Source organism: Mesorhizobium sp. M1E.F.Ca.ET.063.01.1.1 (genome assembly GCF_003998155.1).
Lineage (GTDB): Bacteria > Pseudomonadota > Alphaproteobacteria > Rhizobiales > Rhizobiaceae > Mesorhizobium.
This window is the reverse complement of the sequence record NZ_RZSC01000391.1, coordinates 1-5,483: the sequence shown is the minus strand read 5'-3', so window position 1 is coordinate 5,483 and position 5,483 is coordinate 1. Positions and strand designations below refer to the sequence as shown.

Annotated in this window: 4 protein-coding genes and 1 pseudogene; 2 read left to right on the top strand and 3 right to left on the bottom strand. The window is 62.6% G+C overall.

Going from position 1 to position 5,483, the window contains the following annotated elements; all coding sequences use genetic code 11:
- Positions 1-2,704 (bottom strand): DUF5801 repeats-in-toxin domain-containing protein (locus EOA29_RS23460; RefSeq protein ID WP_127221624.1); only part of this gene is annotated, 2,704 nt, incomplete at its 3' end.
- A gap of 508 nt (positions 2,705-3,212) precedes the next feature.
- On the opposite strand from EOA29_RS23460, the gene dusA reads away from it, so the two are divergent.
- Positions 3,213-4,229, top strand: a complete 1,017-nt coding sequence (gene dusA / locus EOA29_RS23455) for a tRNA dihydrouridine(20/20a) synthase DusA (protein WP_281059669.1) — start codon at positions 3,213-3,215, stop codon at positions 4,227-4,229.
- A 13-nt stretch (positions 4,230-4,242) separates the two neighbouring features.
- Here dusA and EOA29_RS23450 read toward each other — a convergent pair whose 3' ends face one another.
- On the bottom strand, positions 4,243-4,947 hold the full coding sequence (locus tag EOA29_RS23450) for a TIGR02281 family clan AA aspartic protease (RefSeq protein ID WP_126093915.1): 705 nt from the start codon (positions 4,945-4,947) through the stop codon (positions 4,243-4,245).
- Positions 4,948-4,960: 13 nt separating this feature from the next.
- A complete protein-coding gene (locus EOA29_RS23445) occupies positions 4,961-5,191 on the bottom strand; it encodes a DUF1289 domain-containing protein (RefSeq protein ID WP_126093916.1) in 231 nt (76 codons plus the stop codon).
- Positions 5,192-5,235: 44 nt separating this feature from the next.
- Here EOA29_RS23445 and EOA29_RS43175 point away from each other — a divergent pair.
- Positions 5,236-5,483, top strand: a pseudogene (locus tag EOA29_RS43175) (nicotinate-nucleotide--dimethylbenzimidazole phosphoribosyltransferase); the annotation flags it as partial.

The following is a 5,483-nucleotide window of genomic DNA, read 5'->3' as shown; positions in this document are numbered from 1 at the left end:
CATCGGCGGTCGCGTGCGGGTCGAGCCGCTCTGTACCGCCATTGGGGGCATTCGGGTCGACATCCGACAAAATGTTCTCTTTGAAGAACCGCAAGGTCAGAGCTTCACCCTTCTGAATCGTATCGCCTGCCACCCCGTTCGTCGACTGGGTTGCAGACACCCAGTCTTCATTCAGGTTGGTGACCATATCGTGTGTTGCACCGCCGTTGTTGAACGTGGTGTCGCCAACGGGCGCTCCGTCACCGGTCGAGTTGAAGCCGAACCCGATGGTGTTGGTTGTCGAGTTTGCGGTGAACTGCACGAAGAACGGATCCGGATCGCCGTTCGGCGTGAGCTGCTCCGCAACGATCAGCGGGTGTCCCGTATTGCCCGTGGGCTGCTTGGCAATCAGCTCCGCGGTGTGCAGCACGTCGAAGCTGAACCCGTCGATCACATCGGTCAAGGTTATCGTGTAGGTGTCGGCGTTCTTGTCAAAGACAAGAGTGCCGCCCGCCGTAGAGTCCTGCACACCAGCCGTGATCGGGTCCTTGTCGTAATGGAACGAGAAGTCGAACGAGGCGGATGAGCTGGTCTCTGCCGTGAGGGTTGCGACCGCTTGGGTGATGTTCGGGTTCTGGGCGTTGTCGACGGTGCCGGTCAAGCTGATCTGGACACCGGCGAGTGAGTTGTTGACGTCGACGAAGTCGGACCCGCCGCCCGAGTAGAACAAGGCCGTGTGAGCATCCGTGCCGATGTCATACCCAAAGGCACCGGAGGCCGACGCATTGAGAGTGTTCGCCAGAGTCTCGTGCTGGATCCCTGCGGTACCTGGGTCACCGTCGAACGGCACGGTGATCGTCGGGCCGTCATCCCTGATCTGCACCTTGTCGCCGATGGCCAGGCTGGTGTCGCTGGTGTCGCCGTCGGCGTCGACGGCATGGACCTTGGCAAGCAGAACGCTGTCGGTCATCGTCTTCACGTCGTCCGGGTTAGTGGGGTCGGGATGGGCGATGGCGATGTATTGCGCGATGCTGAGGATGCCGGCCTGGCTGATCGAGATGGCGAGCGCGACAGGATCGCCAGCTGTGTCGCCGTCGTTGCCGACGTCGACCCGGCCGACGACGAGGCCGCCCTCGACATTGAGCAGGATGTTATGCCCGTCGAGCGAATCGAAGCCGGAGTCGGCATTCGCGGCGCTGACGCCGAGCGACAGGGTCTGGCTTCCCGGTCCGTCAGTGCCGAAACTGGAACTCGGCGTGACAACGGCGGAAGCGCTGGCCGCCCAGCCGAGCACGGCGCCGAGAGCGAGGAAGGCGGCCGGCGCCGACCCAGACTGGTCGTTGGAATTGGCGTTGACGAGGGCAGTCTCGTCATGCAGCACCTTGGCCGTATTCTCGGTCAGCGCCGCCGTCGGCCCGTCGTCCTCGATCACGATCTGCTGACCGACGAACGTCGAGGCGGAGCTGGGCGTCGCGATGCTGAAGCCGCCGATGTCGAAAGTGTTGTTGTCGTTGCCGGCAACGCCATCATTGTCGCTGATGTTTTCGATCAGCACGCGGTTGTGGGTCCCGGTCGTCGTCCATTGCACCGTGTCGCCGGTGCTCAGGCCTTTGATGATCAGGTTGCCGTCACCGTCGATCTCGGCGGTCGGAAAATACTGCGTATTGCCTGTCTTGACGACGACGTTGGTAAGCGAGAACGAGCTGATGGCGACGTGCGTGTCGTTGGTGAGCCCGTCGACGAAACCCGTCCCCGGCTCGTAGGCGGTTGTGAAGGCCGAAATCTTGACGGTGACGGGTCCGATGCCCGGATTGGTCTGGTTGACGGTGAAGGACGCCGTGTTTGCATTGACGAGGCTTTGGAAGTCGATGTTGGCTTCGATGTCGGCCTCGTTCTGGTCCAGATTGGGCACGAGGTAGTTCGTGTTCGCGCCGTGGACATAGGTGATGAACGCGCCCTCGGTGGGGTTGATCTGGTTGCCGTTGACACCGAACGAGGTGGTGCTGCCGGCCTGGCTGATGTTGAGCACATCCTTGGTCGTGATATTCCCGCCCTCGGACTGATTCAACGGATCTTGTCCGATCACCACGATCTCGGTGGAGTTCGGATCGCCGAACATCATGAAGAGGTTGCTGCCGGAAGGCGCCCCGGCAAAGCTGAAAGTGGTGGTCTCGCCGGCGGCGAGCTTGAGGGTGTTGCCGAGATTGACCGCGTCATCGGGGTCGCCGGTGTCGCCATGGAAGATCGGCACGTAGGTGACGATACTGAGCGTTACCTGGTCGCTGGTCGCGCCGGCGTTCAACACGTCCTGCTTGAAGATGACGAAAGCGATCGAGTCTACGCCGCCGATGCCATCGCTGTCATATTTGCCGATAACGGTGTTGCTTCCGTCCGCGTAGAGGAAGATTTCCTTGCCGTCGGCGGTTTTGAGCAAGCTGTCGTCGCCGTCGAGGGCGCCGCCGTTGCCGTCCGTGAACGTCGTTCCGGAGAGCTGCGAACCGGCGGTGGCGTTGACGGTGACCGAGTTCGTCTGGGTCGCAACGTAGACATTGGTCGGGAACGTGGAGGGCAGCCCGAGAGTCGTCTCAAGATAGGTCCGGAATGCAAGTGGCAGCGTGGAGTACGCGACATCGGTGTCGGTAAAGCCGTCGCCGCTATCGTCGGTTTGCTGACCAGCGGTCTGATCGTTGACGGCCGGGTTGTTGAGAATGAAGCTGATCGTCATGAGGGTTCTCCCTGATTTCAAATGCGACAGGCGCGACGTCAGCCCCAACACTGGCGACCGGCCGCACGGGCGCGCATTCGCCGGCATGGGCCGGCGCTACGCGTCATCATTAAAGAAAACTGGAGTGGTGATTTGGCTCACGGGGGTAGAGGGGGTTGGGAGAAGCCGCCGCTGACCCTCCGCTCCATGCCCCGTCAGGCATTTCCAGGCGGATGCGCCCTATGCGCAGGGGCAACCCGCCAATGATGGGCGCCAAGGATCAATGATGAGGGCATACTCAAACCCCGCCCCTCTAAAACAGGCATTTACTGCCTGTACGCCTCCCGCTCAGAACATGAGCATAAAAAGTTTACTCTTATTTGTGGAAAGTTCAAATCGAAGTATTGATTTTTCTGGAAATCTGTGACGTGGGGAAATGGTCCCTCTCGAAGGGGGACTTTTGTCCCTCCTGTAGGAACTGTTTGAAAATAAAAGAAAATATACTAGATCGTGCCCTGTGGGCTTGATTGTGGGACCGCCGGAAAGATCGAACAGGCTTATGCAGACGACGCTCGCCATAGCACCAATGATGGACTGGACGGACCGGCATTGCCGGTTCTTCCACCGTCAGTTGACCCGCCGCGCGCTGCTCTACACCGAGATGGTTGTGGCGGAGGCGGTCATTCATGGCGTGCGCGAGCGTCTGCTTGGATTCGACGGCGTCGAGCATCCGGTTGCCCTGCAGCTCGGCGGCTCCGATCCGCGGAAGCTTGCCGAGGCGGCTGTCATCGGCGAGGCGTTCGGCTATGACGAGATCAACCTCAATGTCGGCTGCCCGTCGGACCGCGTCCAGTCAGGCACATTCGGCGCCTGCCTGATGAAGACGCCGGCGCTGGTGGCCGAATGCGTCGCGGCGATGAAGGCTGAGGTAAAAATCCCGGTCACCGTCAAATGCCGCATCGGCGTCGACGATCAGGACCCTGAGCCCGCGCTCGACACGCTGGCGGATGGTGTATTCGCGGCCGGCGCCGATGCGCTTTGGGTGCATGCCCGCAAGGCGTGGCTGGAAGGGCTCAGCCCCAAGGAAAATCGCGATGTGCCGCCGCTCGACTACCCACGCGTCTACCGGCTGAAAGCCGGAAAGCCGAACGAATTCATAGGCATCAATGGCGGTATTCAATCGCTTGAGGAGGCATCGGCGCATGTCGCCCATGTCGACGGCGCCATGCTCGGCCGCGCGGCCTATCATACGCCGGGAATCCTTACCGGCGTCGATGCCGCGTTTTATGGCGACGCACCGGCCGACTTCGATTATGCCGCGCTGATCGACGCCATGGCGGGCTACGCCGAGCGTCATATCGAGAAGGGCGGGCGGCTCGGCCATGTCACGCGCCATATGGTCGGGCTGTTCCATGGGCTCCCAGGCGCGCGCCGCTACCGGCAGATCCTGTCCACCGACGCCAACAAACCCGGCGCCGGGCCGCAGGTGCTGAAGACGGCCTTCGCGGCAATAGATTTCGCGGCGGCGGAAACCGAAGCGGCCTGAGCCCGCGACTGCGTTAATCGCGCAGCACCATACGGTCGCCGCGCACGTCGAAACCCGACAGCGAACTGATGAAGTTCATGCCGAGCAGGCTTTGCTCGAGCATGCCGGGCGCCGCGACCATGACCGGCATATCCTTGCGCACGATGCCGCCGATCGCCATCTCGTTGGCCCTCACGGTAGCGGCGCGCGCCATGCCGTTGGCGGTCGAAACGTCCACGGTGTAGCTGAGCGCCGCCGGGTTGAAGCCGGCGGCCTGGGCGTCCTCCGCCGTCAGCACCGTGCTGGTCGCGCCGGTGTCGACCACCGTCCGCACCGGCGTGCCGTTGACCAGGATACGCGCTTCGAAATGGCCGTTGTCGGCCTTGTCGAGCGTGACCGTGGCACGTCCATTGTCCACGCCCAGCGCCAAAGGGCTTCCCGGAACGAGGCCGGCCGTGACGCGGCTGGCAACGTCCTGCAGCTCGTAGCGATATTGGTAACCTGCGATCAGCGCCAGCACGATCGCGGCCCAGACGCCGAGATTGCGCGCCATGTCACCGAGCGGCCTGCCCGAGCGAACAAGGCTCGCGCCGATCACCGCCACCAGCACACCAACCCAGATCAGCCGGCTGAAATCGTGGTTCTCGATGCCGAAGGTTCGGCCGGCGGAATCGTTCATCATCAGCAGGATCACGGCGGCGCCGATCACCAGCATGACGATCCAGAACAGGCGGTTCATGGCCAGCCCTTCCTCACAACATGTCGCGCTCGCGCGCCATGCGGGCGCGCCGCGTTTCGCGACGGGGCCGGCGTTCGACCGTCTCCAGCCGCGCCGGCAACTCGGTCATGACCGCCCGGCGGACTTCCGGCGTCATGGTGAGCCAGCTCGCGATTTCGTCACGCGTGCGGCCGCAGCCGAAGCAGAAGCCGGTTTTCATGTCGATCGAACAGACGAGTATGCAGGGAGATTCGATGGCGGTCATGCTGTTCTCTTGCGTTCATTGCACATGGTGCAACCGCGAAGCCAATGCAAGCCCTCCGCAATGCGCCGTCAACCGGCACTTTCGCGGCATTGCGGGCGGTTGTGCCGGGCAGTGAAGGCGGCTATGCCGCTGCCTGTTCCCGCAAAGAGACCGCATCCGACATGACCGCAAAGCCTTTCGATGATTTCCGCACTCTCCTGGCGACGCTGCCGCCGGCGGACGCCGCCGCCGAAACCCGTGTCCGCATGTTGTTTGCCAAAGCCGACAAGCCGAAAGCCTCGCTGGGCCGGGT

Bases quoted from the DNA above. Each gene is read 5' to 3' on its own strand.
- EOA29_RS23450 (WP_126093915.1), bottom strand. From the start codon at position 4,947: ATGAACCGCCTGTTCTGGATCGTCATGCTGGTGATCGGCGCCGCCGTG.
- EOA29_RS23445 (WP_126093916.1), bottom strand. From the start codon at position 5,191: ATGACCGCCATCGAATCTCCCTGCATACTCGTCTGTTCGATCGACATG.